The organism is Planctomycetia bacterium (genome assembly GCA_021413845.1).
Classification (GTDB): domain Bacteria; phylum Planctomycetota; class Planctomycetia; order Pirellulales; family PNKZ01; genus PNKZ01.
In genome coordinates this window covers 23,592-49,099 of the sequence record JAIOPP010000036.1, presented here as the reverse complement: position 1 = coordinate 49,099, position 25,508 = coordinate 23,592, and the positions used below count along the sequence as shown (strand labels likewise).

The 25,508-nt window shown below is 59.1% G+C and carries 21 protein-coding genes; 10 read left to right on the top strand and 11 right to left on the bottom strand.

What is annotated here, in order from left to right; all coding sequences use genetic code 11:
• Positions 1-50 precede the first annotated feature (50 nt).
• Positions 51-947 carry a transporter gene (locus K8U03_07605; GenBank protein ID MCE9604755.1) on the top strand — a complete coding sequence of 299 codons (897 nt, stop codon included), beginning with the start codon at positions 51-53 and terminating at the stop codon, positions 945-947.
• 65 nt (positions 948-1,012) lie between these two features.
• Complete coding sequence (locus tag K8U03_07600; protein MCE9604754.1) at positions 1,013-1,246, top strand: hypothetical protein; 234 nt, start codon at positions 1,013-1,015, stop codon at positions 1,244-1,246.
• A 274-nt stretch (positions 1,247-1,520) separates the two neighbouring features.
• Here K8U03_07600 and K8U03_07595 read toward each other — a convergent pair whose 3' ends face one another.
• Complete coding sequence (locus K8U03_07595; protein MCE9604753.1) at positions 1,521-2,186, bottom strand: redox-sensing transcriptional repressor Rex; 666 nt, start codon at positions 2,184-2,186, stop codon at positions 1,521-1,523.
• A 208-nt stretch (positions 2,187-2,394) separates the two neighbouring features.
• Entirely contained in the window at positions 2,395-2,838 is a 444-nt protein-coding gene (locus K8U03_07590; GenBank protein ID MCE9604752.1) for a type II secretion system GspH family protein, read from the bottom strand.
• Between the two features lie 645 nt (positions 2,839-3,483).
• Here K8U03_07590 and K8U03_07585 point away from each other — a divergent pair.
• Together K8U03_07585 and K8U03_07580 are read left to right on the top strand one after the other, a co-directional pair.
• Positions 3,484-5,691, top strand: coding sequence for a hypothetical protein (locus K8U03_07585; GenBank protein MCE9604751.1), 2,208 nt, complete (start codon positions 3,484-3,486; stop codon positions 5,689-5,691).
• A 199-nt stretch (positions 5,692-5,890) separates the two neighbouring features.
• The gene (locus tag K8U03_07580; protein MCE9604750.1) at positions 5,891-6,790 is read left to right on the top strand and encodes a restriction endonuclease; all 900 of its coding nucleotides are present in this window, start codon (positions 5,891-5,893) and stop codon (positions 6,788-6,790) included.
• A gap of 88 nt (positions 6,791-6,878) precedes the next feature.
• Here the strand turns inward: K8U03_07580 and K8U03_07575 are convergent, their stop codons facing one another.
• The 6 genes from K8U03_07575 to K8U03_07550 all read right to left on the bottom strand — a co-directional run bounded on the left by K8U03_07575 (position 6,879) and on the right by K8U03_07550 (position 12,923).
• On the bottom strand, positions 6,879-7,505 hold the full coding sequence (locus K8U03_07575; GenBank protein MCE9604749.1) for a hypothetical protein: 627 nt from the start codon (positions 7,503-7,505) through the stop codon (positions 6,879-6,881).
• Positions 7,483-8,361 carry a hypothetical protein gene (locus tag K8U03_07570; protein MCE9604748.1) on the bottom strand — a complete coding sequence of 293 codons (879 nt, stop codon included), beginning with the start codon at positions 8,359-8,361 and terminating at the stop codon, positions 7,483-7,485. The genes K8U03_07575 and K8U03_07570 overlap by 23 nt, the downstream gene beginning before the upstream one ends.
• Positions 8,362-8,711: 350 nt before the next feature.
• Positions 8,712-10,379, bottom strand: a complete 1,668-nt coding sequence (gene lnt / locus K8U03_07565) for an apolipoprotein N-acyltransferase (GenBank protein ID MCE9604747.1) — start codon at positions 10,377-10,379, stop codon at positions 8,712-8,714.
• A 63-nt stretch (positions 10,380-10,442) separates the two neighbouring features.
• A complete protein-coding gene (locus tag K8U03_07560) occupies positions 10,443-11,663 on the bottom strand; it encodes a molybdopterin molybdotransferase MoeA (GenBank protein ID MCE9604746.1) in 1,221 nt (406 codons plus the stop codon).
• Positions 11,664-11,706: 43 nt separating this feature from the next.
• On the bottom strand, positions 11,707-12,288 hold the full coding sequence (locus K8U03_07555; GenBank protein MCE9604745.1) for an aminodeoxychorismate/anthranilate synthase component II: 582 nt from the start codon (positions 12,286-12,288) through the stop codon (positions 11,707-11,709).
• Between the two features lie 146 nt (positions 12,289-12,434).
• Positions 12,435-12,923, bottom strand: a complete 489-nt coding sequence (locus K8U03_07550) for a FliM/FliN family flagellar motor switch protein (protein ID MCE9604744.1) — start codon at positions 12,921-12,923, stop codon at positions 12,435-12,437.
• Between the two features lie 310 nt (positions 12,924-13,233).
• Here K8U03_07550 and nadA point away from each other — a divergent pair, with 310 nt between their 5' ends.
• The 3 genes from nadA (at position 13,234) to K8U03_07535 (ending at position 16,088) form a co-directional block, all read left to right on the top strand.
• Positions 13,234-14,373 (top strand): quinolinate synthase NadA, encoded by a 1,140-nt coding sequence (nadA, locus tag K8U03_07545; GenBank protein ID MCE9604743.1) that lies wholly within the window; start codon positions 13,234-13,236, stop codon positions 14,371-14,373.
• Between the two features lie 35 nt (positions 14,374-14,408).
• Positions 14,409-15,419, top strand: coding sequence for a Gfo/Idh/MocA family oxidoreductase (locus tag K8U03_07540; protein MCE9604742.1), 1,011 nt, complete (start codon positions 14,409-14,411; stop codon positions 15,417-15,419).
• Positions 15,420-15,530: 111 nt separating this feature from the next.
• Positions 15,531-16,088, top strand: a complete 558-nt coding sequence (locus tag K8U03_07535) for a glutathione peroxidase (GenBank protein ID MCE9604741.1) — start codon at positions 15,531-15,533, stop codon at positions 16,086-16,088.
• 99 nt (positions 16,089-16,187) lie between these two features.
• Here the strand turns inward: K8U03_07535 and K8U03_07530 are convergent, their stop codons facing one another.
• From K8U03_07530 to K8U03_07520, 3 genes are all read right to left on the bottom strand, one after another.
• Positions 16,188-17,639 (bottom strand): Gfo/Idh/MocA family oxidoreductase, encoded by a 1,452-nt coding sequence (locus tag K8U03_07530; GenBank protein ID MCE9604740.1) that lies wholly within the window; start codon positions 17,637-17,639, stop codon positions 16,188-16,190.
• A 116-nt stretch (positions 17,640-17,755) separates the two neighbouring features.
• Positions 17,756-18,712: a membrane bound O-acyl transferase family-domain-containing protein gene (locus K8U03_07525; GenBank protein ID MCE9604739.1), complete on the bottom strand. Its 957-nt coding sequence runs from the start codon at positions 18,710-18,712 to the stop codon at positions 17,756-17,758.
• Positions 18,709-20,733, bottom strand: coding sequence for a terpene cyclase/mutase family protein (locus K8U03_07520; protein MCE9604738.1), 2,025 nt, complete (start codon positions 20,731-20,733; stop codon positions 18,709-18,711). The genes K8U03_07525 and K8U03_07520 overlap by 4 nt, the downstream gene beginning before the upstream one ends.
• A gap of 243 nt (positions 20,734-20,976) precedes the next feature.
• Between K8U03_07520 and K8U03_07515 the strand changes: the two genes are divergently transcribed.
• The 3 genes from K8U03_07515 to K8U03_07505 are packed head-to-tail and all read left to right on the top strand — an operon-like array spanning position 20,977 to position 25,500.
• Positions 20,977-21,918, top strand: coding sequence for a MoxR family ATPase (locus K8U03_07515; GenBank protein ID MCE9604737.1), 942 nt, complete (start codon positions 20,977-20,979; stop codon positions 21,916-21,918).
• Between the two features lie 43 nt (positions 21,919-21,961).
• The gene (locus K8U03_07510) at positions 21,962-23,128 is read left to right on the top strand and encodes a DUF58 domain-containing protein (GenBank protein MCE9604736.1); all 1,167 of its coding nucleotides are present in this window, start codon (positions 21,962-21,964) and stop codon (positions 23,126-23,128) included.
• Positions 23,125-25,500 carry a DUF3488 and transglutaminase-like domain-containing protein gene (locus tag K8U03_07505; GenBank protein ID MCE9604735.1) on the top strand — a complete coding sequence of 792 codons (2,376 nt, stop codon included), beginning with the start codon at positions 23,125-23,127 and terminating at the stop codon, positions 25,498-25,500. Before K8U03_07510 ends, K8U03_07505 begins: the two co-directional genes overlap by 4 nt.
• The last annotated feature ends 8 nt before the right edge of the window (positions 25,501-25,508 follow it).

Here is a 25,508-nt window from a genome sequence, read left to right as displayed (position 1 = left end):
TGCTGTTTTCCGCCTCCCAACCGCAGCACGCCAGCGCGAAGATTGCACCTATGAAAAACCTCCATAATTCTCTGCTTGTTCTGTCGCTGTCGGCACTTCTGTCGACACCGAGCTTGGCAGCTGCGGATCCTCTCGATTACTTCGCCGTGGCGGGACGCTCCTATCCTAAGACGCTGCTGGAATGGAGCGGTGTGCCCCATGAAGAAGAACCGGAAGATCCGAATCCTCGCATCATCACCGATCGGCCGCACTTCGCCGAAGCGGCCACGACCGTCGGGCTCGGCCGCGTGCAAGTCGAGACCGGTTACACCTACTACCGCGACGACCAAGGTGGAACACGCGTCCAAACGCATTCCTTTCCGGAGACGTTATTGCGCGTCGGCATGTTTCGCGAGTGGTTCGAGTTTCGCTTGGGATACAACTACTTCGTCGAGAAGGAGACGCTCACCGGGCAGAGCTTGACCATGGGGGGCAGCGACGACATCTACCTCGGGGCGAAGGTCGCGCTGACGAAGCAATCGGGCATTCTGCCGGAGCTGACGGTGTTTCCGCAGATGCGCGTGCCGAGTGGGCACCCGAACTTTACTTCCGGCCAAGTTTTGCCGGGCATGAACTTCGTGTATGCCTGGATGGTGACCGAGAAGCTGGAGTTGGAAGCGAATACGAACGTCAATCGCCGCGGCGATTTCGGTCTCGATCACTACTACACCGAAGTCTTTCAGACGTTCAATTTCGAGTACGACTTGTGCGAACGATTGATGTTGTTCAACGAGTTCGTGCTCATCTGGCCGAACGGTGCGCTGGCCGCCGCGACTCAATACTACGAACACGCCGGCGTTCACATCTTCCTCATGCCGAACGTGCAAATCGATATTCACGCCGGAGTGGGGTTAAATCAGGCGGCAGACGACTTTTTCGGAGGAACCGGCTTCTGCTGGCGCTGGTAAAGGGCACGGATTCCACTGAATCGGTCGAACGGACGGCTCTTATTTCGTATCTGGAATTGCGATCGATGCCCCAACAAGATCAAGCCGCGCAGCCGAGTTGGGAACGGAAACAGCGAGGCCGACCGCCGACCTTTCTGCCGGAAGAACGAAGTCGGCTTTTGGAGCTGATTCGCATCCATGGCGCACGGGGCGCACGCGAGGCTTCCGGTCGGCAAGTCTCCGTCTCGACGCTATTAAAGATCGCGCGCGAAGCCGGGCTTCAATTTTCAAAGGGCCGACGCCCGAAAAGAGCCGCGTAACACGCCGATCATCGGCAGAGACGCTTTCGAGCCACGCAATTCGCGCGTGGCGATGAAGAAACAGCCGGATATGCGTCTTAAACGGCAGATCCGCAACTGCGAATGAAAAACTACCCGACTAGGATTCGAACCTAGAATGGGAGAGCCAAAATCTCCAGTGTTACCGTTACACCATCGGGTATCGCATGCTGGAAAGTTGCTTTCCCAGGTTCGTCGCTCATTATGAGCGACTTCGGACGCAAGAAGTTCGGCGCTTCTTGAGAATCGGCCTCGGTTAAGAGGTTCGATTGACGACGGAAAACGTCAACTGCTCCAGTTCGATCGCGAGGTCGACGCCGACTTGGCTGACGCCGTCGGGCAACGTGATCGTAACCGGAGCAAAGTTCAGAATTCCATCTACTCCCACCGCCGTCAACCGATCGGCCACCGCTTGGGCGGACGCACCGGGCACGGCGATCATTCCGAGGCGTATTCTATTTTCTCTCGCCACTTCCGGCAAGCTGTCTAAATGGTAAACGGGAATCCCTTCGATCTCGGAGCCGATCGCCGCCGGATCGCTATCGAATGCGGCGACGATGCGGAAGCCGCGCTGCGAGAAACCTTTATAGCCCAATAGCGCGCGGCCGAGGTTGCCCACGCCGACCAATGCTACGGGCCACTGTTGATCGGTGCCGAGAATCTTCTTCACCGCGGCGATGAGTTCGTCGCAGCGGTAGCCGATGCCGGGATAGCCGAAATGGCCGAAATAGGCCAAGTCTTTGCGTACTTGCGCGTCGGTGAAGCCGAGTAGCTGGCCGAGTTCTTTCGAGCTGATCGTCGCCTGGCCGTCGCGAACTTCTTGTTGAAGCTGACGAAGATACAGGCTCAGCCGACTCACGACCGCTTTCGGCACCGTGGATTCCGGCTCGCCTGCGTTCGACTTGGACTGCGAATCGCTCATGACCTTGTCGCTAAAAACAGAGCGTATCCCCTTCGTGGGAAAGACGGTTACGACGATTTTTATCGCAACGATCGAGAATTCACAAGCCCGTATCGAAGGCGAAGCGACCTCGGATAGCAACAAAAACCCCTCGGACGAGAAATTCGTCCGAGGGGTCCGTTGCGAAAACTTCGAGCGGCGAGGACTTGGTGAGAAAGTCCGAACCGAGTTATTGCGTGAGCAAATCAGTGTTGTCGATGTACACGCTACCCGAAGCAGCGTGGTAGAGCCAACCGGCCGTAGTCGAACCGGTGGCGGCAGTCGGAGGATTCGTGGCGGCGACCGCAACCGTGTTGCTGCCCGTAAATGGGTTGGCCGGCAGGGTGCTCAAGTACGGACCGTACGGGAACGCAGTCGTCGTGCCGATGGTGCCGGCAGTGTTGGTCTTCACGGTGAGATCGCTCAACGCGGCCGGAACCTTGCCGTCGTGTTGCGATTTATACAATTCGATCTGCGAACGGATCGTGTGCAGATTGAACTTGCTGGTGTTGTTCTTCGCGTCTTTGGTGCTGTCCGAGAATTGCGGAATGATCGTCGCGGCCAAAATGGCCATGATCACGACGACGATCAGAACTTCGACCAGCGTAAACCCTTGCTTCTTTGCCTTCGACATAGAGCGGCTTCCTTTAGATAAAGTACTCGAAAAGTTTTGCAACGGAATCATCGGATGCGAAACATGGTGCGAACCAAATCTCGGCGAGTTACCACAATCGTCTCGTCGGTCTCGAAGTACCCCGAACGACGGATCGGTAAACTCGTCTTAGATACCTAGGTTGAGATAAACGGTCGGTCAAAAAAAATGGCGGGGCGCAGAGTGAATACGGTTTTTCGCAGGCCAGTGAGCCGCAAGTAAACCGCTCGAATGCCGCTTCACGGCCGCATAACCGGCACGATCCGGACGATCGTTCACTTCGATCCGGACCGTCGATGAGCCGCTGCTCATATCGTTTCGCGGGTAAGCAACTCGTCGCCTGCGCTCTTCGTAGCCGACGCAATCGGCGTTACGGGCCTTCTCCTTAGAACACCGACGACCGTGCTTCTCCGCCGATTCCACCCGGACCTATGCTTCCGCTGCCGGCATTGTCGAAATATTGAGAGCATACGTTAACTGGCTCCTATAGTTGACGTGCAAAGGCAGTATTGCCTAGGCAAATCAGCTAACGCACGAAGTCTGTGAGGGACGAAGATTGCTATGGCGAACCAGATCGCCGTTCCAGACTTTTCCAATCGATCGATGTTTTTCGGGGAGACACCAACAATGAAAGCGATTCGGGGAATTCCGATCCTCATTGCCGTATTAACGGCGCTGAGCGTCGGGAAAGCCGAGGCCGGCCTATGTGGCGCGGCACGGTACAAATCCTGCACGGCAAGTTGCGATCCGGTGGAGTACGCCGGTTGCAAGAAGCAGTGCCACACGGTCATGAAGACTTGCAAAGAAGTCGTCTACGACCAGCGGCAGTACACCTGCTGCAAGACCGTCTATGAAACGGTTTGCGAGCCGAAGACGATCAACTGCGTGAGCTACGTCAAAGAAGTTTGCTATCGGAACTGCGAGTACACGGTGTGCAAGCCGGTGTATGAGACCCACTACCGAACGGTGAACTACACGATCTGCAAGCCGATCTACCAGACCTGCCAAAAGCAGATCACCTACACGGTCTGCAAACCGGTCTATGAAACGAAGTCGCGCCAAGTCTGCTACACGGTCTGCAAGCCGGTGTACCAAACGCACACGCGTCAGATCTGCTACACCGTTTGCAAGCCGATCTACGAAACACGCACGCGCAACATCTGCTACACCGTCTGCAAGCCGGTCTATCAGACGCACACGAAGAACATTTGCTACACGGTCTGCAAGCCGGTCTATGAGACCCACACCAAGAACATCTGCTACACCGTTTGCAAACCGGTCTACGAGACCCATACCAAGAACATTTGCTATACCGTTTGCAAACCGGTCTACGAGACCCACACCAAGAACATCTGCTACACCGTCTGCAAGCCGGTGTGGGAGACCCGTTCCAAAGACATCTGCTACACGGTCTGCAAGCCGGTCTATGAGACCCATACCAAGAACATCTGCTACACCGTTTGCAAGCCGGTCTACGAGACCCACTCGAAAGACATTTGCTATACGGTCTGCAAGCCGGTCTATGAGACGCACGAAAAAGTTTGCCACTACACGGTCTGCAAGCCGGTCTGGGAAACTCGCACGAAGAACATTTGCTATACGGTCTGCAAGCCGGTGATGGAGACCCGCACGAAGAACATCTGCTACACCGTTTGCAAGCCGGTTCATGAAACCAAGACGGTTCAGGTCTGCTGCGGCCGCTGGGAAACTCAGGTCTGCGAAAAGCCGGGCCCGGTCGTTACCAAGTGCGTCCAAGACCCGGGCTGCTGGGTTTGGGATCCTTGCTGCTGCCGCTGCGTCTACAAGCCGGGCTGCGTTCGCAAGTGCCAAGTGCAGTGCCCGCCGGTTCGCTGCTGCAAGAAAGTTTGGATTCCGGAAACGCGTGAGAAGCAAATCACGTGCGTCCGCTACGTTCGCGAGAATTGCGTGAAGCAATGCTCCTACACCGTCTGCAAGATGGTGCCGGAGCAATGCGTGAAGACCTGCACCTACAAGGTTTGCACGATGGTCAAGGAATGCCGCGAGAAGCGCATCCCCTACACCGTCTGCAAGATGGTGCCGGAACAACGGACGAAGACTTGCACCTACACGACCTGCCGCATGGTGCCCGAGCAACGCGTGAAGCAATGCTCGTACACCGTCTGCAAGATGGTGTCGGAGCAACGCGTGAAGACCTGCACCTACAAGGTCTGCAAGATGGTTGCCGAGCAACGGACGAAGACCTGCTGCTATACGACCTGCCGCATGGTTGCCGAGCAACGGACCAAGCAATGCTCGTACACGACCTGCCGGATGGTGCCGGAGCAACGTGTGAAGACCTGCACCTACACGACCTGTCGCATGGTGCCGGAACAACGGACGAAGACCTGCACCTATACGACCTGCCGCATGGTGCCGGAACAACGGATGCGTACCTGCAACTATACGGTCTGCCGCATGGTGCCGGAGCAACGCGTGAAGAACGTGTGCTACACCACCTGCAAGATGGTGCCGGAGCAACGCGTTCGGACTTGCAACTACACGGTCTGCCACATGACGACCGAACAACGCTGCAAGACGGTCTGCTACACGACCTGCCGGATGGAAAAGCAATGCTGCACGAAGCAAGTGCCCTACACGACTTGCCAAATGCTCAGCGAGAAGGTCTGCAAGCAAGTTCCGTATACGGTCTGCAAGCCGGTCCATGCGACGAAGACCATCATGGTCAAGCGTTGCGTGCCGAAGCAAGTCTCGTACACGGTGACGCGCTGCTGCCCGCGAGTCGTCTGCAAACAAGTTCCGGTCACGGTTTGCTGCCCGGTGCCGAATTGCTGCGACACGTGCGGAGCGGAGTAACTCTGGAAGTAACGATTCTCCCCCGAGGATCGTAAGTCGGAAGATCGATCTGGAAAAGCGGCGGCGGGCCGGTTCGCAAGAACCGGCCCGCCGTTTTTCGTTGCATCAGGGCAGTTTGAATTAACTCACGTGCGGCCCAGGCTCCAGCTCGTTACATTGGCGCATCCCACTCGCCTTCCGCTTCGGATGAGCCCACCCTATGCCGATTCCGACGTATCAAGCCTTGCTCCTGCCGTTGCTGGAGTTCCTCAAAGACGAACAAGCGCATTCGCTTAAGGAAGCGGTCGACTATATTGAAAATCATGTGGGCCTTTCGGAATCGGAGCGCCGGCTCCGTTTTCCATCCGGTCAACGCGTCATCGCGCATCGCGTCGGTTGGACTCGTACTTATCTAAAGATGGCGGAGTTGGTGAACTACCCGCAGCACGGTCTGATGAAGCTCACTCCGAAGGGAAAAGCGTTTCTCGCAACGAAGCCTCGAGCGCTAACGATAGCGGATTTGACCAAAATTCCGGGCTTTAAGGAAAACTGGAATTCGACTCCAGGGAAGACATCGTCGAGCAAAGCCGAGCAGGGAAACCTCACGCCTGAAGAACGAATCGATAGCGCGTTCGAAGAACTCGAAAATGATCTCGCCCGCGAATTACTCGATCAGATAGCGCAAAGCACTCCCGGCTTCTTCGAACGTCTTGTCGTCGATTTGCTACTGAAAATGGGCTACGGCGGTTCCTTTCAAGACGCCGGTCGCGCCCTCGGTAAGAGCGGCGACGGCGGCATCGATGGGATCATCAAGGAAGACAAGCTCGGGCTCGACTTGATTTATATCCAAGCCAAACGCTGGGAAGGAACCGTAGGGCGCCCCGAGATTCAGAAGTTCATGGGCGCGCTGGCCGGCAATCGCTCCAAGAAGGGAGTCTTCATTACCACCTCGTCGTTCACCGGCGACGCGATCCGGTACGCGACGTCGCTCGAGGCCAAGATCGTGCTGATCGACGGCGGCTTGCTCGCCGAGCTCATGATCGAACACGATGTCGGCGTCGCGCCGCAATCGACACGCACGATCAAGCGGATCGATGCCGACTACTTCGCGGAAGAATAGCGAAGGGAGCCACGCGCTGACGAAGCCGTCGGGCTTCAACAGCTGCGCGATGCATCTCGTCGTCCGTCCCTAATTGCAACCTGCGAAACTACGTCGTAGGAGTCGCAGTGGGAGTTGCGGTCGGGGTGGCAGTCGGAGTCGCGGCGGGCGTGGCCGCAGGAGTTGCAGCGGGCGTTGCCGCAGGGGTGGCGGCCGGAGTTGCCGCAGGGGTCGCCGCCGGCGTGGCAGCGGGAGTTGCGGCCGGCGTCGCAGCCGGGGTAGCCGCGGGCGTGGCCGCAGGAGTCGCGGCCGGTGTGGACGCGGGCGTAGCGGCAGGGGTCGCCGCAGGCATGGCCGCTGGGGTCGCCGAGGGGGTGGCGGTCGGAGCAGCCGCAGTAGCGGTAGGTGTCGCGGCCGGCGTGGCCGGTACGGCGTCAGGATCCATCGGCGCCGTGCCCGACGGTGTAGCGGTCGGCGTGGCCGTTGGCGTCGCTTCCGGAGTCGCTTCGGCTTCCACCGGAGCTGCAACGACCTTCGAAGGCGCGACCGTCGGTACGGTGACTTTCTTCGCTTGCTCGGCCTTGTAGTCGTAGTCGTAGTGTTGCAATTCTAACGACAACAACGTCGAGGCTACGCACAGCGACAAGAACGCGATGCCTAGCAGAGCGGTGTAGATGTTGCTTCGCGGCTTATCTTCGTAGATGCCGCCGGCGTTAATTAAATCGGGTTGCGACACGGTCGTCTTTCTCGATATTGCCACGGCGGAACTGAGGAATGACCTTCCCGACGGAGACGTCGGCCTTGGTCTGCAAAATCTCGATCCGTCCGAGATACTTCGTCGCACCGGCCGTCGGGCCGGGTCGATAAACTTCAAGCGTGTGGCCGCGCGACAGGCCGTCGTCCGAACCGAGCGAGATCTCCACCAGGCCATCGGTCGTCGCGGCTTTCACATAGCCGTCTACCTTCGGCGGCGTGTTCGCGATCGGAGCGTTCGGGTCGATATGGTAGGCCGTCAGCACGGTCTTCAGCCGGGTGTTCTCGCCGACGACGTCTTTCGTTTGGTTCTTCACCTTCGCGATTTCGGCGCCGAGCTTGGCGAGTTCGTCCGTGCGTACGAGGACGTCTTTATAGAAGTTCTCGGCTTGGAACTTCGCGTCGTCGACCGCTTTCGCAAGCACGTCGTTGTCGGCGGTCTTCTTAGCAACTTCGGCCGTCAACGCTTCGATCGCGGCTGTCGTCTTCGTCTTGTCTTCGGTGATCGTGACGATCTCCGCGGTTTTCCCGGCGACTTCCGTCTTGAGTTTTTCTTTTTCGGTTTCCAAGAGCGCGAGGCGATTGTCGCGCAACTTACGTTCTTGCGCGATCTCGCTCGTCAGCGCTTTGATCCGCTCGTTCAACGCTAAGTTTTTGGTCAGCGCCTCTTCGACTTGGAAGATCAACCCCTTCGGTTGCGAAGGAGTCGCGACGGCCGGATCGCGCTGCACGACCTCGCGCCAATTCTGGTGCGTCGAATAGACCGCAACGGCGAATCCCATAAAGACGAGACTCATCACTAAGTTGAGCGCGACGAGAATCTTACCGAACAAATTCATGGGAAATCCTCAGATCGAGGCACTTAGGGACCGGCGCAAAAATCGCGATATGCAAAAGTTTGCTCGGCGTCGAACGGTGTCGACGGACGGGAAATCTATCGTAGCCGTTATTTTAGCTACGACCCGCAAATTCGTCCTTTGCGGCACGACTCAAACAACTACTATCAAACAAGATAGATCGCAAGATAAGTCCATTGAGTATAACTTCGCCCAGGGAGCCAAGTCAACAAATCGACGGGAAAATCGCGAAGCTAGAGAAAGAAGGGCGTTTAGGATGCGGTAAATAGAGCGATTAGAGCGATGCTACCTAAGTTGTCGGCAAGATCCGACCTCAATCTGTATGTTGCCGCTCAAACCGTTTTCTTACCTCGGTAATAAAGCGCGACCGCGCTGACCAGCCCCAGGCAAATCAGGCAGCCGTTCGCTAGCCAGTCTCCCCAGGCCAGATAGGGACTTCTCCGCAAATCGAGCAGCACCGCCGCGTTGATGAACCCCGCTTCCCGGCGAGGCCCTTGCCGGACGATCCGGCCATCGGCATCGATCTGGGCCGAAAAACCGGTATTCGCGGCGATGACCAGCGGCTTCCGCGACTCGACGGCTCGAAACACGCCGAAGATCATGTGCATGTCGAGCTCGCTCGTGCCCCAATACCAACCGTCGTTCGTCACATTCACCAACACGTCGGGCTCGATCCCTCGCTCGCGCAGTTCGATGACTTGCCGTCGGATCAATCTCGCCAACACGGTTTCATAGCAGATACTCGGCACAAGCTTCGTCCCGGCGAGGTCGAACGCCTCGGCCCGTTCCCCTTCTTCGATGCCGCCGGTCAATGGCGTCAGCGCATACAGAAACGGCAGCGTCTTCGCAAACGGAGTGTACTCGCCGAACAGCACGGGATGGCGTTTGTCGTACCGTCCCAAGGCATTGCCACGCGCATCGGTATAGAGTGCCGCGTTCCAGCGCATGGCACGGCCTTTGACGAAGCGTGTCGCATCGATGCCGATCAAGAGCGGCTTGCGGAGCGTTTCCGCCGTCGAGGCGATCCACTCTTGATAAATCGGTCCGGCGTTCCGCACATCTTCCATCAGCCAAGTATCGTCGGGCCCCGGCTCCGCATCGTCGCTCCACGACAACGTCGAAAACGGAAACATCGTTTCCGGCCAAACGACCAATTGCACGTCGGGCTCCGCGGCCACAGCCCGCTTCGAGAGGTCCATGTAGTGTTCGTGAATTTTCGGCGGCGCCGCGGGATCGTATTTGAATTCCGTATCGATCGAACCTTGGATCAGAGCAATCTTCGGGCCGGGCTTCGTTCGCGCTGCGACGTCGCCGAGACGCCATTCTCCATAGCCGAACATCAATACCATCACACCGACGGCAACCGTGAGCCAGTGCCACGAGGCCTTCGTCTCACGCATCGGCAAGGCCCGCGCGACCGCAGCCGCGACGAGCACCATGAGAAACGTCACTCCGAACTCGCCGCATAGATCCGCTGCTTGAATCATGCTCGTCCAGCGATACTGGCTATGGCACAAGCTCGCCATGCTGAAGCCGGTGAAGACATACGCGCGCGCTTGATCGCAGGCAGTCCACAAGATCGGCGCACTCAGAACGATGCCGACGCCCAATCGCCGCTCAGCTACCCGCGCCAGCGCCACGACAAGCGGCGTATAGCAAGCCAGATAAACGGAAAGCGCCACCCAGCCGAAGCTCGTCGCCCAATGCGGAAGCCGGAGCCAATGCGTCGCGGCAAGCCAGAAGACGAGGCTCGAAAACCACAACGCCCGATAAGGGTGTCGGCCGGACATTTCGCGCTGCCGCGCCAGCCAAAGCCAAGGGACCGGAGCGATCCAACCCAGTGCGCCGATGCCGAGCGGAGGAAGCGCGGCCCACATCAAGACCGCCCCGAGCAAGCTGACGCGTAACGTCTCATCCGACGCGAGCTTCGCCAGGCGCGACTGCTTCACGACGTCCTCGCGAACGCTTTCGGTCGGCTCTTTTTTGGCGGCGGGTTTCATAGCCCGCAAGAGTACGACGCCGCGCGCAGCGAGTAAATGCCGAAAGCCCGCTAGGCTTGCCCCTTAGTCGAGCGGCAGGACTTCGACTTCGTCTCCCACGGCATACTGCTTATCGCCCGATGGAAAACAGACCAGACAATCCGCCGGCACGACTCCACGCAAATCTCCCGAGCCGTGCCAAGGCAGCGGAGCGACTTCGACGACGCCCTCCGCAGCGCCGACCAAATTACGAACCGCCGGCCAATAAGTCGGACGTTCCCCCTGATGCCGAAACGCTTGCGTAAGCCGAGCCCGGAGCGTGCGCTGCGCAGCGATGTCGCGGCCCTCGATCTTTCGCAACGCCGGCTTGACGAACAACTCGAAGCAAACCAATCCGCTCACCGGATTCCCCGGCAGGCCGAATACCGGCTTCGCGCGACCATCGACCTCGAAAAGTCCGAACCAGATCGGCTTCCCCGGCTTCACGCTCACCTTATGAAAGACCTCGCGCACAGCGAGCTCGGCCAACACGCCCGGCACCAAATCCAACACCCCGGCGGAAACACCTCCCGAAAGAATCAACATATCGGCCGCGAGGCCGGCCGAGATCGCGCGGCGCAGCTCTTCACGATCATCGCGCCCGACGCCGAGATCGACGGGCACGCCTCCGGCGGCGGCGACCATCGCGCACAACATCGGACCATTGGAGTTGCGAATTTGGCTGGGTCCAGGCTTAGTGTCCGGCGCGACGAGTTCGTTCCCCGTCGCAAGCACCGCCACGCGCGGAGCGGCGACCACGGCGACCGTCGCGCGGCCGACTTCGGCCAGCAAGCCGATTTCGCTCGCTCGGATCGTCGCGCCGGCCCGCAGCACGACATCGCCGACGCGCATCGACGAACCGCGCCGCGTGATATTGCGGCCGCGCGTCAGCTTCGGATCCACCAGTCGCACCGTGTCGGCAGCCACGAGCGTCGAGCGTTCGACCATCGCCACGGTATCGGCCCCTTCCGGAATCGGGGCTCCCGTCATGATGCGAGTCGCTTGGCTGGCGGCGAGCGGCCACGTCGGCACTTGGCCGGCCGTTACTTCCTCGAGCACGCGCAGTTCGGTCCGCCCTTCGACAAGGTCGTCGAAGCGAATCGCATAGCCATCGACGACCGATTTATCGTGGGGCGGCGAATCGATATCGCTCGCCACGTCTTCGGCCAACACTAGTCCCAGCGCTTCAACCAGCGGCACGCGGCGCTGCGGCCCCATCGCGACATGAGCGAGCACCGCTTCCAACGCTTCGGCAACCGTAAGCATCGCGACTTCCTCAAGCTTTCGCTGCCGCGTCGTTCTCGAGCGCTTAGAGCGTGAGAAACCGTCGGAGCATTTCATTGCCGCGCAGCGTGAGAAAACTTTCCGGATGGAATTGCACGCCGTGCAAAGGATACGACTTATGCCGCACCCCCATGATTTCCCGTTCGCCGTCAGGCCCATCGGCCCAAGCACAGACCTCAAACTCAGCGCTCAATGTGCCGGGTTGAATCACCAGGCTGTGATAACGGGTCGCTTGCATCGGGCTCTCGATCCCTTCGAACAGCCCGCGACCGTCGTGATAAATCTTGTCGATCTTGCCGTGCATCAAACGCTTCGCGCGCACGATGTCGGCTCCGAACGAATGGCCGATCGATTGATGACCGAGACAAACGCCCAAGATCGGCACCGTGCGATAGAACCGTTGAATCACGTCGCACGAAATTCCGGCTTCGGTCGGTGTGCAGGGCCCCGGCGAAATAATGATGCGACTCGGTTTACGCCGTTCGATTTCATCGAGCGAGATCTGATCGTTGCGATGCACTTCGAGCTCGAGCGAAGCGTCGATCTCCCCCAACCGTTGCACGAGGTTGTAGGTAAACGAATCGTAGTTGTCGATCAGAAGAATCATGTCGGGCACGGCCGGAGCATCGTACTGGGAGCCAATGTACACGACACCTGGCATGCGCGTCGGTTCAGTGAACGAAAGCTATTTTACCGCCGCGAGAGGCGCGGCTTCTAGGGGGCGGCGCGCCGAATTACCGGCGCTGAGCGGCACTATTCGTCTTTGCCGATCGCTTTGAACCGCTCGCCGGGCAGCGTGAGATTCGAGACGCGAAGGCCGAACTTGTCGCCGACTTTGACCGCTTCTCCTTGCCCGATCTCATGGCCGTTGACTTCGATCTCGAGCAGTTGCTCGCACGATTTTTGAAACTGCAGGATGGTGCCGGGCCCCAGCTCGATGATGCTCGACACGCGCTGTTTCTTTCGCGCCAACGTGACCATCACCGGCACCCGAATCCGCAAGAGATTCTTGGTGTAGTTCGAAAGACTCTCGGCCGTAGCCGGTGCTGCGTGCGCGGGGTGCGTCTCCGCCTCAATCGTTTCAGCCGCTTTCGCCACGGCCCGAACGGCGTCGTCGCCGCGCAGCACCCCCGCCGGCTTTTCCGCGGAGACTCGGACTCCTTCATCAAGCACGGCGCTTCCCACGGCAGACGCTTGGAGCGCCGCGAGATCCGCTTCGGTCAGAAGATTTTCGTCGGACATAGCTATTGCTGCCTGCAACGGCAGCGATCGCGAACCTACGCGCCGGAGAAGCCGTCATCGTTGTTCATCGGATCGGCAGGCGGCAGACTTTGCTCAAGACGCCGGATTTTCCGATAACGAAGTCGGTAACGTCGCCGCTTGCGTACCGCGGCGAGTTGCTGCGGCGAGAGAGTCGGGAAAAAGCCCCGGATTTACGTCGTTTCGGCAGCGGCCGGCCCCGCCGGCGATGGAAGACTATAATACGAGTGAAGTTGGTCGCTCGGCGAACCGAGTTCGCGAGCCGTCATCTCCCCCTTGAGGATCATTTCGAGTGTCTGCACCTGCCGCCGAGGCCCCCGCTTACGAGCTGAAGCCGTATAAGTCGCTCGACAACGAGACGCTCACGGAGCGGATTCGCGCCGTGAAGGCGGACCTCGGTAAACAGCTCTTGATCCTCGGCCATCACTACCAGCAAGACGAAGTGATCGCGCTGGCCGACCTCACCGGCGATAGCTATCAGCTAAGCCAGATGGCGGCGGAGAACACCGCTTGCCGGCAGATCGCGTTTTGCGGCGTTCACTTCATGGCCGAAACCGCCGACATGCTCGTCAATCGCCCGGAGCGACTTGCCGAGCGCGCCGGCGAGCGCGTGCCGGTCGTGTTGCCCGACATGGCCGCCGGCTGCTCGATGGCCGATATGGCAGGCATCGAGCAAGTCGAATCGGCTTGGGAAGAACTCGGCGAGTTGATCGACACCGGCGACATCACGCCCGTCACCTACATCAACTCGGCGGCCTCGCTGAAAGCGTTTTGCGGCAAACATGGGGGCATCGTCTGCACGTCGAGCAATGCCGCGGCCGTCTTGAAATGGGCCTTCGCACGCACCAGCCGCGTCCTGTTCTTCCCCGACCAGCATCTCGGCCGCAACACGGCTTTCGCGATGGGAATTCCGCTGGAGCGAATGCCGGTCTGGAATCCGCATGCGGAAGAACTCGGCGGCAATACGGCCGACGCGATCCGCAACTCGAAGGTTCTCCTTTGGCAAGGGCACTGTAGCGTGCATGCCGTGTTCAAGCCGGAGCATGTCGACCTGTTCCGCGCCAAGCATCCCGGCATCAAAGTGCTAGTGCATCCGGAGTGTCCGCGCGAGGTCGTCGCCATGGCCGACGTCTACGGCTCGACCGGAAAGATCATCAAAGAAGTGGAAGCCGCACCGCCGGGAACGAAGTGGGTGATCGGCACCGAACTGCATCTCGTCAATCGGCTCAAGCAAGAACATCCCGAGCAAGAGATTTATTTTCTCTCGCCGTTCGTCTGCATGTGCGCCACGATGTACCGCATCGACTTAGCACATCTTTGCTGGAGCTTGGAAAATCTCGCCGCCGGTACGCCGGTGAATATCGTACGGGTCGACGACGCCACGACTCGCTGGTCGCTGACCGCGCTCGAGCGCATGCTCAACGTTAAGTAAATCCGTTCCTCGATCTCGATTTAGCAGGTCGTTGCATGCCGTTTCGTCTAGTGATGCTCGGCATGTGGCATGTTCACGCTCCTGGGCTCGCGCAGCAAATCGCGGCGCACCCGGACGAGTTCGAGCTATGCGGCGTGTGGGATCCCGATCCGGTAGTTTCCGAACGTCGGCGAATCGAATGGAGTTCGTTGTTTCCGGGCCTGCGGGTGTTCGCGAGGCCGGCGGACTTACTCGATCAACAGCTCGACGGCGTCGTCGTCGAGGGAATGATCTCCGAGAATCTTTCGTACGCGCGAATGGCGCTCGAGCGCAACTTGCCTGTGCTTCTGGAAAAGCCTGCCGGCTGTAAGCTCGACGAAATGCGAGATGTTTACGAACTCGCGCGACGCAAAAATTTGCACCTGCAACTGATCTATCTTTTTCGCTACATGTCGGCGGTCGAAGAAATGCTCAAGCGCGCTCGTCGCGGCGACCTCGGGCACATCTACGAATTTCGCGGCCGGCTCCCGAAAGACCTGCGACTTTACGACGAGCACGTCGCTACGCTCGGCCGCTATCGCGGCGGGATTTTCTTCGAGATGGCCGGGCATCTGATCGACTTCATGTGCGCGCTGCTCGGTCCGCCGCGCGAAGTAAAGTCGATCGTCGGGCACTATCATCCGACGCAAAGTGCCGCCTCTACAAATGATTTCATAGACACCGGCACCGCGATCTTCGGCTTCGAGCGCGCCGTCGGCATCGTCGAAGTTCCGGCGCTCGAAGTCACGCCCGATCAGCGACGAGTCGAAGTTTACGGCACCGAGGGAGCGCTCATTATTCCGCATCTCGGGTCCGGACATCTCACGAACGAGGCCATGCAACCGCTCGATATTCTCGCGCGCGGAGCCTCGACTTGGGAACGACTCCCGCTTCCGCAAGCGACGCTGCAGATCCGTGATTTACGGGAGTTCGTCGCCGTTGCGTCCGGTAGGAAAACGCCCGACTACTCGCTCGACCATGATCTTGCCGTGCAAACGGCGCTGCTCACGGCGTGCGAAATGGTTTGATAATGCGGTCCCGATACTCCGCGCGGAGTGTTGATTCGCCATGCCGGAGCAAGTAACGTAACGGTCCCGCCTCGGGGTTTCCTTCCACGCTTAGACTCGGAGTATTTACGAATGTCTTTTCGCTTTTCCATCGCCGTCTGTTTGCTGTCCTGTCTTGCCGCAGCAGCTCAAGGAGCCGACAAAGTGCCTGCCAGTCTCAACTTCGAAATGAAGTCGCTCACCGGCAAGCCGGTCAAGCTGTCGCAATATCAAGGGAAGGTCGTGCTGCTGGTGAACGTCGCCAGCGCTTGCGGCGCCACTCCGCAATATGAACAACTCCAATCCTTGCACAAGAAATACGCCGGCGAAGGGCTCGCCGTCGTCGGGGTGCCGGCCAACGAGTTCGGCGCGCAAGAGCCGGGCAGCGATGCCGAGATCGCGACCTTCTGCAAGTCGAACTACGGCGTCGAATTCGATATGTTGTCGAAGGTCGTCGTCAAGGGTGACGGCATTTGCCCGCTCTATGCGTACATCACGAAGGAATCGAAGTTCCCCGGCCCGATCGGCTGGAACTTCGAGAAGTTCTTGATCGGTCGCAACGGCGAAGTCGTGGCTCGCTTCAAGACGGGCGTGAGCCCTGACGCGCCGGAAGTCATCGCGGCGATCGAAAAGGAACTGGCGAAGAAGTAATCGCCCGGCGTTCCGTTAGTAAAAAAAGAAAGGGAGGAAGCGGCAGTTCGCCTCTTCCTCCCTTTTTATTGATGTCGCGAAACGATCGACGATCGTGGCTTACAACTCCCAGCCCTTGCGATATTCCTTGCGGATATATTGCTCGGCCTCGGGACAGTTCGTCACCTTGCAGCCTGGGCCGTCCCATTCGAGCTTCTTGCCGGTGCGCACGGCGACGTTGCCGAGCAAGATGAACTCGGTGAGCATGCCCGCCACATCGAAACCGGAGTAAGTGGCCGGGCCCCCTTGGATCGCAGTAACCCATTCTTGCTTCATCCCTTTGTCGCCGCCGCCGTTGCGCGGAATCGTCGGCGATGGCTTTTGATATCCGACGAATTCCTTTTTCGGATAGAGCACGTAGGCCGCACCGTAGTCGTTCGGGGAATATAACGTTCCCTTATCGCCGACCAACAGCGATCCGCTTCCCGGCGGAGTTTCGCCTTGGAGCAGTTCCGGCGTCGGCAGATTCTTGACGAGCTTCCCTTCCTTATCTTTCACTTTGCCTTCGTACCACACGACCTTACAGGCCGGCATGTCGCCGCGTGCCGGGAATTGAAACGTGACGGTCGATGCACTTGGGAACGTCTCGCCGTTGACGTCGAGCGCTTGCGCTTCGACGCTGATCGGCGAACCGAGCTTCAAGGCCCGGAACGTCATGTTCGCGGTGTGGCACCCCATGTCGCCGAGCGCGCCGGTGCCGTAGTCCAACCAACCCCGCCAAGCGAACGAATGATAGACGTTCTTCCCTTTGAGCGGGCCTTCGGTGTTGCGATACCGAGCGACATACGGACGCATCGGCGCCGGGCCGATGAACGATTCCCAGTCGAGTGTCTTAGGGATTTCGTCGGTGTAGTCCGGTCGCGCCATGACGTCGGGAGCTTGCGGCCAAATCGGTCGGTTCGTCCAGATATGGGCTTCTCGCACCGGTCCGATCGCGCCCGATTGAATCACCTCGACCGCTTCGCGCAAACCATTCTCGGCGGAACCTTGGTTCCCCATCTGCGTCACGAGTTTCTTCTCGGCGGCCGTCTCGCGCATGATGCGAGCCTCGAACACCGTGTGTGACAACGGCTTTTGCACGTAGGTATGAATGCCCGACTTCAAGGCGCGCATCGCCGGGCCGGCGTGCGTGTGGTCGGGCGTGCTGATCGTCACGGCGTCGATGCTCTTGCCGACTTCGTCGAACAGCTTGCGGTAGTCGGTGTAGAGCTTGGCATCGGCGAAGCGTTTGTCTTTCGTGGCGAGCGCTTTGGCCTTGCCGTTTAAAGTGTTTTCGTCGCAGTCGCACAAGGCAACCAGATCGCACAAGTCGGCGGCTTGATCGGTGTCGCTGCCCCCTTTGCCGCCGACGCCGATGCACGCGAGACGCACCCGTTCGTTGGCCGACTTCGAGGGAACCTGAGCGTAGCTATCGGCGATGAAGAATCCGGAGCCGACGACGGCCGAGGTCTTCAAGAAGTCGCGGCGCGACGGACGCGACGAGGTTTGCTTTGCGGAACGAGAACGGGCCATGCGTGATTCTCCAAGACGGTGAGACGATCCGAATGCCGACAGCATCGCAAGAGCCACGCCCTGCCGCAAGCTTCCGGAGCGGATTATCAACCGTTTTTTAACCCCGCCCCGCAAGGCTATAACGCACCCGCGGCTTGCATGAACGGCAACCAGATGTGCTCGACGAACGGCCGGTGAAACAACAACCCGACGGGCCCGACGACGACGAGCGCCGTGAATATGCGACCGCGCAAGCCATGGCCGAGGCGCACCCGTCGTCCGAGGGACGAGCGTTCGCAGCCGAGCCCGACGAGTTGGATTAGAAAGTACAGAGTCGGTCGGCCGTATCCGCCTTGGGCGGGAAGCGAAAGAACCGCGTCGTGCAATACGCCGCTGAAGAGAAACACGCCGGTGGTGCCGCTCAGCGAGCCGAAGCGCAACGCAATCGGCTGGTACACGAAGCGACGAACGAAATCGTGAAAGGCCGTATTCCACCGGCGCCCCCAAAACTCCGCCAAGCTCACCGACCTCAGCGGCGCGATCATCAAACGCTGGGCATCGATTCCGCCGGCGCGCCAAAGCCAACTCAGCAAATGAAAAAAGCCGCCGAGCAGACCGATCGCGAGTCCCGTGAGGCCGACCCAGCTTTGCACGATCGGCCAGTCGGGCGGAACGCAACGAGCCGCTACCCAAAACAGCGTCGCCCCTAAGAATATCTTGCCGAACGCGACGACTCCTTCGCGCGGATCGACGACGGAGTTGCGAGCAGCCGTACTCCTAAGGAACGTCGGAGCATCGAGCCCCGGCCAAGCAATCAAGTATCCGAGGTGACGGAGCCGCGATGCCGCCGGAGCCGTGGTTCGACGCCACGTGAGCCACTTCATTGCGCCGAAGAACGCGAACACGTAGAGCCACGCCAGCTCCCAGCGAGGCCGATCGGTCGGATAGCCGAACGGCAGCAGCGGCGAACTCGCAACGCCGAGCGATAGGAGCCACAACGGAATCCAACCGCGCCACGGCGAGACCGGAGCATGCGGAGCCGCGATGCTCGACAGAGACTTCTCCTCCGGCGACGGCTCCGGAGCGGCACTCATTTCCCTTGCATCGTCACCGCGTTTTTATACAGCGGTAAGTGCCGGTAGTAGACCTCGAGAGTACAGACCGCGAGCGCCGTCATATAAAGCCGTCCGCCGACGCGGTCGTGTATTTCCATCGGCGCCCAGCTTCCCGCCATGTGTCCTTCCGTCGCTTGCAATTCCACAAGCACCTTGCGCGTGCGCTCGTTCCACTTTTTCCAGCGATCGCCGCCGATGTGATGCATGACTTGCGTGGCGTAGTAACAGTAATACATGTTGATGTTCTCGGCGGTCGGCAGATGGCTCTTCAGCAGCCAATCGACGCCGTTGACGAGCGGCGGGAAATTCGTTCTCCAGCCTGAGTACAATCGACAGAGCAAGCCTTCGGCGGTCATGACTTCGCTAATGTGGGAGCCGGGCATGTACGAGAACCGTCCTTGCGATGTGCTCGCTTGTACCGACGCGAGAAACAGGTCGCTCTTTCTCAAGACCGCGTCGGGCACGTTCAACTTCGCCATTTGAGCACTGCGCAAGGCCATAATCTGCCAGCCGACGACGCTGGTGTCGCCTGCCTCGCCCGGGGAATAGCGCCAACCGCCGCGCGCGTGCTGTGCCTTGACGATGAAATCGATCGCCTTCTGAGCCGGCTCTCGCAATTTAGAATCGTGCGTCAAGGCATACGCTTCACAAAGCGCAATCGCCGCCTGACCATGGGAATACATGCGACCGCCCCCTGGGCCTCGCAAGTCGCCATCTTTTTCTTGGTGCGAGACCAGCCACATGAGGCCCTTGTCGACGGTTTCGCGATACTCATGCTCGCCCCGATGTGTGAACCCCGCCCCCAGAAACGGCAGGAGCGCGAGGGCCGTTCCCGCCGTGTCGCTGGAGAGACCGATATGCTCGCAACGGCCGCGGCATTCCCCCGCGGTCGGAAAGCCATCGAGGCTCCAACTTCCATCCCGATTCTGATGAGAGGCAATCCACTTCAATCCCATCGCGACGGCCATCTCGGTACGCTCGGTTCCCCCTTCGATATTCAGCACTTTCGCGCGCACGCTCTGGTCGCGACCGGCGAGCAAAGTACCGATGGCGAAGCTTCCTCCGCCCGACGCCGACGACGGCAAAGGAAGCGGTGCGGGCTCGATGGCCGGACGCAGCTTCTCGATCAACTCTTTCGTCTCGATGGCCGTTACCGCTGCGAGCATCTGCGGCTTCTCACTCGTATTGGGCTGAAGCGGCGCATTGGTTTTCGGTTCGGCGACGGCCGGTTGTTTGGCAGGGGCCTTCAAAAAGACTTCGCCCCCGACTGCGCCGGCCGGGGCGGGCTTCATGTCGACCTCGAGAATCACGAGGTCGGGCTTCGCCGGAAACTGAAACTGGAATAGGCCCAAGAGAATGATGAACATCATGTTCACGATCAGGCTCACGAGCGCGGCGATCGCGTGCTGAAGCCAACCTCGGCCGAACAGTCGCGGCTTCTCCTCTTCGGGCGGTGTCGGCAGCGGGAGAGCGTCGGCCGGTCGCGCAATCAACAGCCGCGGGGGCGCGTCGACCACTTCGGCAATGAGCGGCTTCGGGATCGCCGGCGGGACGAGCCGCGGCACAGGAGGCGGAGTTGCACCTTTACTCGGCATCGCCGGTGGTGACGGCGACGCGGGCGGCGGCGCAAGAATCTCGACCGGTCTTAGGTTCGGCTGAGGGGCATCGCGAACCACGGGATTCGCCCAGACCGGCAAGCTAGTTCGAGCCGCCGGTGGGAGAGGCCCCTTCGACGACTCACGATCGGCTAACAATTGCCGCGCAAGCCGCTCTTGCTCTTCCGTAAGCTCGACCTGTGCGCCGCACATCCGACATTCGGCGAGGCTGAGCCAAACCCGAATCGACATCGGCGCGCCGCACTCGGGACACGCGCAGGAAAGCACTTCGCCGTCGAGCCAAATTTGAGAGGCATGCGGTACGTTCGTCGGCTGCGATCGCGCGAACGAGTCGCCGATCATGCGCCGATCTACGGACGAATCGCTACCGCTCGTCGACGCCATGAAATCGCTGCCGAGAATTGGCTGGAAGTGTCGAACACTATTCAGTCTACAGCGGCGAGCAAGTGTTATGCAATAAATAGACTTAGCAAGCGGCTTAGAGTTGTTCGGCAGCCGCATTTGGTTAGACTGAACGAGTCTGAGCGAACGACCGGGAAACCCTACGCATTTCCCCTGGTTCGCCGATGCCGAACGAGATCAGCCGCGGCAGCCGACATACTATGGACACACACCTAGGGAAGCGGAATGTCGCCTGAGCTGCATCAGCTAGTTCTTTCGTTGGAAGCAAACATCGGACGAGTGGTTCTCGGCAAACGGGAGGTGATACGCCTGTGCGTCATCGCTTTGCTTGCAGGAGAGCATATTTTGCTCGAAGACGTCCCCGGCGTCGGGAAGACGCTGATCGGGAAAGCACTGGCGAAGAGCGTCGATGCACGGTTCTGCCGGATCCAATTCACGCCGGACTTGCTGCCGAGCGACATTATCGGCAGTAGCATTTTCAACGGTAAGACGAACGAATTCTTTTACAGCCACGGCCCGATCTTCGCCAACATCGTCCTCGCCGACGAAATCAATCGGACGACGCCGCGAACACAAAGCGCACTGCTCGAAGCGATGAGCGACAACCAAGTGTCGGCCGATGGACACACCTACCCGTTGCCGAAGCCGTTTCTCGTCATCGCGACGCAGAACCCCTTCGAGTTCGAAGGAACGTACCCCCTGCCGGAAAGCCAGCTCGATCGGTTTCTCTTGCGTACCAGCGTCGGCTATCCCGAGCGGAGCGACGAGCTGCGCGTGCTGACGAGCCACCGGAGCGGCGAGCCGGTCGAAGAGTTGAAGTCGGTGGTCGATACCCAGCAGGTCGTCGGCATGCAGGAAGCGGTTCGGACGGTCGCGGTGGAAGACTCGATCCATGAGTATTTGTTGGACCTAGTCGGAGCGACTCGCAGTTGCGAAGACTTAAACGTCGGCGTGAGTACGCGCGGCGCGCTCGCTCTGTATCGGGCCGCTCAAGCGTCTGCCTTTATCGAAGGGCGCAACTACGTCGTGCCCGACGACGTGAAAGGATTGGCAGTGCCCGTCCTTTCACACCGTGTCATTGCGAAAGGCTTTCAACACGGCAACAGTCGTGATTATCTTGAAAGTATCATGCGCCGAATCGTGGGCGAAACGACCGTACCGCGCTGACTTCCGGTTCCGAGGTCGATGATCGATGCGGCGTCTACAGCACATGTCGATTTCCTTCGAAGGGGTGATCTACCTCCTCGTGATGGGCGTGGTTCTTACTGCGGCCGTGACTAGGCAAATCAACCTGCTGATGATCTTGTACGGCGTGATGGCCGGACCGCTGCTGCTGTCGTGGCGATTGGTTCGCAAGGCCGTAAAAGACCTGGAGATCGCGAGGCACCTTCCGCCAACGGTGTTCGCCGGCCGGCCGTTTTCCATCGAACTGGAACTCACGAACAAGAAGCGACGCGGCGGCAGCTTCGCGGTTTGGATCCGCGACGAATTACAGCGCCGAAGTGCCGGTTCCGAAAAGCCGATCGCAACCGATTTATATTTCCCGTATGTTCCCGCCGGTGAATCGAGAAAATCGAGTTATCAAGGCATCCTCAACATTCGCGGCGTATACGACTTCCAGCCCGTGAAGCTTTCGTCGCGATTTCCGCTCGGCCTGCTGCGCACAATGATTCGGGTCGATAAGCCGCAGCGACTCGTCGTTTTGCCGAGCATCGGCAAGCTATCTCCGGTGTGGCATCGCTTGCTGGCGACCGACGGAGACGCTCCGAACGGCCGACAGCGAAGCCAAGGCTCGGCCGACGGCGATTTTTACGGCCTACGCGAATGGCGAGCCGGCGATTCCCGCGGCCGGATCCATTGGCGCACCTCGGCCCGACGACAAAGCCTGACCGTTCGACAATTCGAACGTCGACGCCAGAGCGAATTGGTGCTCATCGTCGATCTATGGGAGCCCAAGAACCCAAACGCCGAGGACCGACATCGCGTCGAAGAAGTGATCCGATTCGCGGCGACGGTCTTACATGAACTCTGTCGCGAGCCGAGTCGGAAGTTGCGGCTGGAAATCGTCGGCAAGACGCCACGAACCTTGCAAGCAACGTCGACTCAACAAGCTTTGCATGAGGGGCTTAAATTACTGGCGGCGGCCGAACCGACTCGAGAAGATCGCCTACCGAAAATCTTGATCGGCGTAACCGAACAAGGGGACCGCGGAGCCGGGGTCGTGATCGCGGCGACCCGACGAAACGACCTGATGGACCATGAGCGATTCGCACTGCTTGGAAAGCAAACGGAAACGCAAGCATCGCTAAACAAAATCACTTCGGTGTCTCCCGTCGAACCACGGTGGCGAGAATTATTCGATCCCGGTGCCCCATGAACGTCGAACGCTCATTACAAATCGTCGCCGCTGCGATCGCCTGCATGGGGACGGCGATGCTCGGCATCGGTGAGGAGAACTACACCCTCACCTTCGCGGCCGTGATCGTTTCGGTCGGCGCGCTGGTGCTGTGCGATCTTAAGAAGTGGTTCCGCCTCAATACCGTCGGTTCCAATATCGCCGCGATGCTTATGCTGGCGATCGCCATCGGGCAACTTCGCACGACAGTCGCCGAGGGGCGAGTCTTGGTGATGGCCGACCTCCTGGGATATCTCCAGTTCGTGTTGCAATTTCGCGTCAAGACGGTTCGCAACTATTGGCTGCTGCTGCTCGTCAGCTTCCTGCAGACGTGCGTGGCCGCGGCCTTGCACATGGGCGTGACCTTTGCCGTGATGCTGACGATGTATTTGTTTTGTGGTGTGTTTTTTCTCGGCTATTTCTACTTTTATCGCGAACAAATTCGCTTCGATGCGGAATCGGAAAAAGCGAAGACGCTCCTCGGGAAACGAGGCTACGGATTCTCGGGGAATCTCGGGTCCAAACAAACCAACCGAACATTAAGCGGCGACTTCTCAGGCCGCATGACCGGCATCGTTCTAGGAACGATCGTCTTATCGGCGATCTTCTTCGTCGCCGTGCCGCGCGTCGGACAATCGAATTGGTCTCCGGGCGGAATCGTCGGCGAGCGAACCGTCGGCTTCTCACCGGAAATCAATTTGGCTCGGAGCGGCGAGATTATCGAAGATCCGGAAATGGTGATGCAAGTACGCTTCGTCGATGTGAGAACGAACCAACCCTATCAGATCGACGGCGATCTCTATATGCGCGGGACCACGGTCTCGCGCTATTCCCAAGGCCGGTGGGAGCGGAGCACCATTCGCTCGTTCACGCAACCGGGACTTCCGACCTATGCGGCAACTCCGGCTTATGACCGAGAACTTGTTCGACAGATCGTAACGATCGAACCGCTATCGTCGAACACACTATTTTCCAGCGCACCGGCCTATGCGACGACGCGCGACGATGCCCTGAAATCGATGCTGCATAACTCCGTCACAGGACAAATATCCCGGCAAGACAGCCTGCGAACGAAGCGATTTCAATATGAACTCATTACGCCGGGCTTCTCGCTGCACAAGCAAGTCGCGATCGTCCCATTGGCCCACGATATCAGCTCCCGATTCTTTACGCGCGCCTATGCCGACCTGCTGCAGTTGCCCATAGCGGGAAACGAAGATCCGCTACGGGGGCTCAAAGAAACGGCGGCCGCGATCGTCGCCGATGTTCCTCCGGAAAAGGTTTACGAACGAGCGAAACGCTTAGAGTCCTATCTGCGAGACTCCGGCCGGTTTTCTTATTCACTATCTGCCGAAGAGCGCCCTAAAAAGATCGATCCGTTGGAAGACTTCATCACGAATCGTCCGCGAGGGCATTGCGAATACTTTGCGGGAGCACTCGCGCTGATGTTGCGATCCGTAAATATTCCCGCTCGGGTCGTGCTGGGATATCGAGGAGGAGAATTCAACGTCGTCGGAAGCTTTTATCAATTTCAACAACTGCATGCTCATTCCTGGGTAGAAGCATATCTGCCGCCGGACAACGTTCCGCCCGGACGATTAACCAGCGCCGCATTGATTCAAGACGGAGAAAAATTCGGTGCTTGGCTACAACTCGACGGCACGCCGAGCGCTTCCGTCGAGCAAAGCGGAACCACGGATTCTCGCTGGTTCGAATTGATCCAAATGAGCGATTACATCGGCTACTTATGGAACAATTACGTCGTGGGCATGGATTCCATGCTGCAACAGGAATCGATTTATCAACCGCTGATCGAGACCGCTTCGGAATCGTGGTCGACGCTCACTTCCAGCGCCGCCTGGGAAAAACGATTTGTCGAGACGAAAGATTTTCTCGATCCTTCGAACAGGACATTCGACGACGCCCGACTCTATTGCGCAATCGTGGGTCTTATCACGTTGTTCGTTCTCTTCGCGATCATCTACGGTCGCAAAATTCGCATCCGACGAAAATCGACTTCGCCACCCGGACGAACTTATAGAAAGGGGGCTGTGTCGAGCCCCGAGGTCGATTTTTACGTGCGGCTCGAAAAAGCGCTACAAAGTATCCCTTTCGGACGTCCCGGGAATCAGACGCAGCGAGAATTCGCCGCGGCAGCCGGAGACAAGCTCGCGAGCAATGCAGGATCGAAGAGCGTTACGGCAGTTCCTCGGATGATCGTCGATGCTTACTATCGGGTTCGTTTCGGTAGCCAAGCGCTTAGCGCGACGGAGCAAGCCGATTTGGAGGCGGCGTTGGGAGACTTAAAATCGGCGTTGGAGCAACGCGGACATGCGATGAACGGCAAGTCGTAAAAGTCCAT